Genomic DNA, 2,866 nt, shown 5'->3' on the forward strand with positions numbered 1-2,866 from the left:
GTATTACATTAAAGATACTTTAAAAATACACAAGGGGTCATTTATTGATCAGGGGCACGATAAGAATCTATTTATGTACTTTAAATGTATTATCGATCACAGTTTGTTATGATGGGGGCGCAGCTAAAAGGAGCCGACATGTTGAAACCTCGCTACATGCAAATTGCCGATTTACTCACTGAGCAGATTAAAGATGGCACCCTGACACCGGGCGCGATGATGCCCACAGAAGCAGAACTACAAGCAACCTATGATGTCAGCCGCGTCACGATACGTAAGGCAATGAAAGTATTGGTCGATAATGAACTGCTTTATCGAGTGAGAGGCAGTGGTAGCTATGTAAAAGCGCCAAAAGCACAACATAATGCCTTTCAACTAATGGGGTTTATCGAAGAAGTATCCGCACAAGGAAAGATCCCAAGTTCAAAGGTGATTGCGTTTGAAACGTGTCCTTGTAGTCACGCGATTGCTAGTAAATTAAATCTTGAGGAAGGCACATTAATCTATGCGATACAACGTCTTCGCTTGATCGATGATGAGCCAGAAATTCTAGAATGCACCTATCTGCCGGTTACCATGTTTACCGACCTTAGTATCGATATCATGCAAACATCAAAATATGATTATATAGAGCACCAAAAAGGAATGCAGATCGCCAAAAGTCGACAGTGCGTTTGGCCAGATAGCACCTCTATATCGCTCGCTGATCTATTGAATACCAAAGAAAACACACCTATTTTACGTGTTGAATCGGTGAGTGAATTAGTTGATGGCACGCCATTTGAGTATACAGTGAACTATTTTCGTTTATATCAATATRGCTTCGAGTTTATCGCACATCGTCAAACAACAGCGCAGTAAGTCACTATCACATTTATCTCGGTTGCGTTGCCGTCCATTCCATGTAATCTGGCCGTATTATCCAACCTAACGCGGCAACTTGATGAGAACACAGGCAGATAGATGGCGCCATGCTATCGGTTTTGAACTAACGGGCTTGATCTTGGTGGTCTTGGGGCTCAATTGGATCCTTGGGGCTGGGATCGGTCACCTTGGCGTGATGGGGGCGATTTTTTCAGTTCTCGCCACCTTCTGGAATTATGTCTACAACATTGGCTTTGATAAAGCGATGTTAGCGCGGCGGGGCTCGGTGATCAAAACCCTCCCCTTGCGTCTGTTGCATGCTTTACTTTTTGAGGCTGGGCTTCTGGTCGCCACTATCCCCTTTATCATGTGGTGGTTGTCGATGAGCTTTTGGCAAGCTCTGAGCATGGATATTGGGCTCGTCATTTTTTATCTGATTTATGCGTTTGTTTATAACTGGCTGTATGRCTATTTGTTTCCGATCCCAGCTCCCCACTCAAAACAAGGCTGAGTACATTAACCTTCATAGAAATACGTCAAAAGGTTTATTGACGAAACGTGCGTGGCGCGGGGATCAAATTGTGTTTATTTAAAAGCCGATACATGGTCGCACGTGAAACACCGAGCTCTTTAGCCGCGGCCGATACTTGTCCCTTATTTTCCTCTAGCACGGCAATTAACGCATCGCGTTCCGACTCTTCACGGATTTTACGTAAGCTTTGTTTATAATCACCCTGACGAGGAAGATCTAAGTGCTCAGCATCAATCACCAGATGATCGGCCAGCAATACCGCGCGCTTCACCTGGTTGATAAGCTCGCGCACATTGCCCGGCCACGAATAACTGCTCAGTACGCGCTTGGCTTCATCAGAAAAGGTTCGTGCTTGCGTATTATATTGACGTGCAAACTTAAGCAAAAAATACTCTGCTAACTCAGGCACATCGGACTGGCGATCTTTGAGCGCCGGCATATTAATACGCAGCACATTCAATCGATAATACAAGTCTTCACGAAATAATCCTTCGGCGACACGCTTCTCTAAATCCATATGGGTGGAGGCAATCACGCGCACATCGAGATCACGATTATATTGGTCATGGGTGATATCCAAGGTGCCTTCTTGCAGCAAATGCAGTAAGTGCCCTTGTAAGTGCAGGGGTAAGTCGCCAATTTCATCAAAAAACAAGGTGCTTTTATGACACTGGCGGATTTTCCCTGGCATCTTTTCATCGCCCAGCAACGCATGCTGCATCGACTCATCGGCTAACGCCGAGCATTTCACCGACTCAAACGGCGCTTTCGCACGAGTAGATGCATGATGAATCGCTTGTGCCACTAGCTCTTTACCGGTACCGCTCTCGCCGGCGATTAACACAGACACATCGGTTGGCGCGACACGACGTACTTGATCACGCAACTTTTTCATCGCCGGGCTCTTTCCCTCTAATCCCATATCACTGTGATCACCGAGTTGTGGCCAGACATGGCGCTCAAGACGCAGCATACCGAGTTGGTGACCAATGGTACTCATCAGTTGCGAATTAGGAACAGGTGAGGTGAAGTAGTCAATACAGAAACTGACAATAAACTGGCAGATCGCTTCATTAGTAAGCTGATTTTCTCTCACCAAGGCTAACCAACGCACCTGCTTGTTACGGTTAACCAGCGAAGCGACACCATTGAGGCTAAAGTCGTTATGGCTGAGATCAACAATACCAATACAAGGGCCGATATCTTGTAACAATGACTGCGCAGCACGCAAATCATAGCAGCGATGACAATGCCAGCCAGCTTGCTCAAGGGTTGCCAGCCAAGGCTCATAAGCGCCACCGACCACCACGAGTGAGCTTAAGGTTTTGTCACTCCCTGCATCAAATCCCATAACACCTGCCTTACATCCAGTCTGTCATACTACTTGCCAAACAAAGCCTTATTATAAAGATGGCCGATTTTAAATCTGTCTCAATAAAGAGACATCAGCTGGACACCATAAGCATTATT

The 2,866-nt window shown here is 45.9% G+C and carries 3 protein-coding genes; 2 read left to right on the plus strand and 1 reads right to left on the minus strand.

Annotated features, from left to right (window positions below):
• The first annotated feature begins 138 nt into the window (after nucleotides 1-138).
• Nucleotides 139-861: a GntR family transcriptional regulator gene (locus BZG79_RS13640; RefSeq protein WP_077774672.1), complete on the plus strand. Its 723-nt coding sequence runs from the start codon at nucleotides 139-141 to the stop codon at nucleotides 859-861.
• Nucleotides 862-943: 82 nt separating this feature from the next.
• Nucleotides 944-1,375, plus strand: coding sequence for a PACE efflux transporter (locus BZG79_RS13645; RefSeq protein ID WP_077774673.1), 432 nt, complete (start codon nucleotides 944-946; stop codon nucleotides 1,373-1,375).
• Nucleotides 1,376-1,409: 34 nt separating this feature from the next.
• Here BZG79_RS13645 and BZG79_RS13650 read toward each other — a convergent pair whose 3' ends face one another.
• The gene (locus BZG79_RS13650) at nucleotides 1,410-2,747 is read right to left on the minus strand and encodes a sigma-54 dependent transcriptional regulator (protein WP_077774674.1); all 1,338 of its coding nucleotides are present in this window, start codon (nucleotides 2,745-2,747) and stop codon (nucleotides 1,410-1,412) included.
• Nucleotides 2,748-2,866: the final 119 nt, after the last annotated feature.

Origin of the sequence: Salinivibrio sp. MA427 (assembly GCF_001996115.1) — a bacterium.
Lineage (GTDB): Bacteria > Pseudomonadota > Gammaproteobacteria > Enterobacterales > Vibrionaceae > Salinivibrio > Salinivibrio costicola.

Bases quoted from the DNA above. Each gene is read 5' to 3' on its own strand.
- BZG79_RS13650 (WP_077774674.1), bottom strand. From the start codon at position 2,747: ATGGGATTTGATGCAGGGAGTGACAAAACCTTAAGCTCACTCGTGGTG.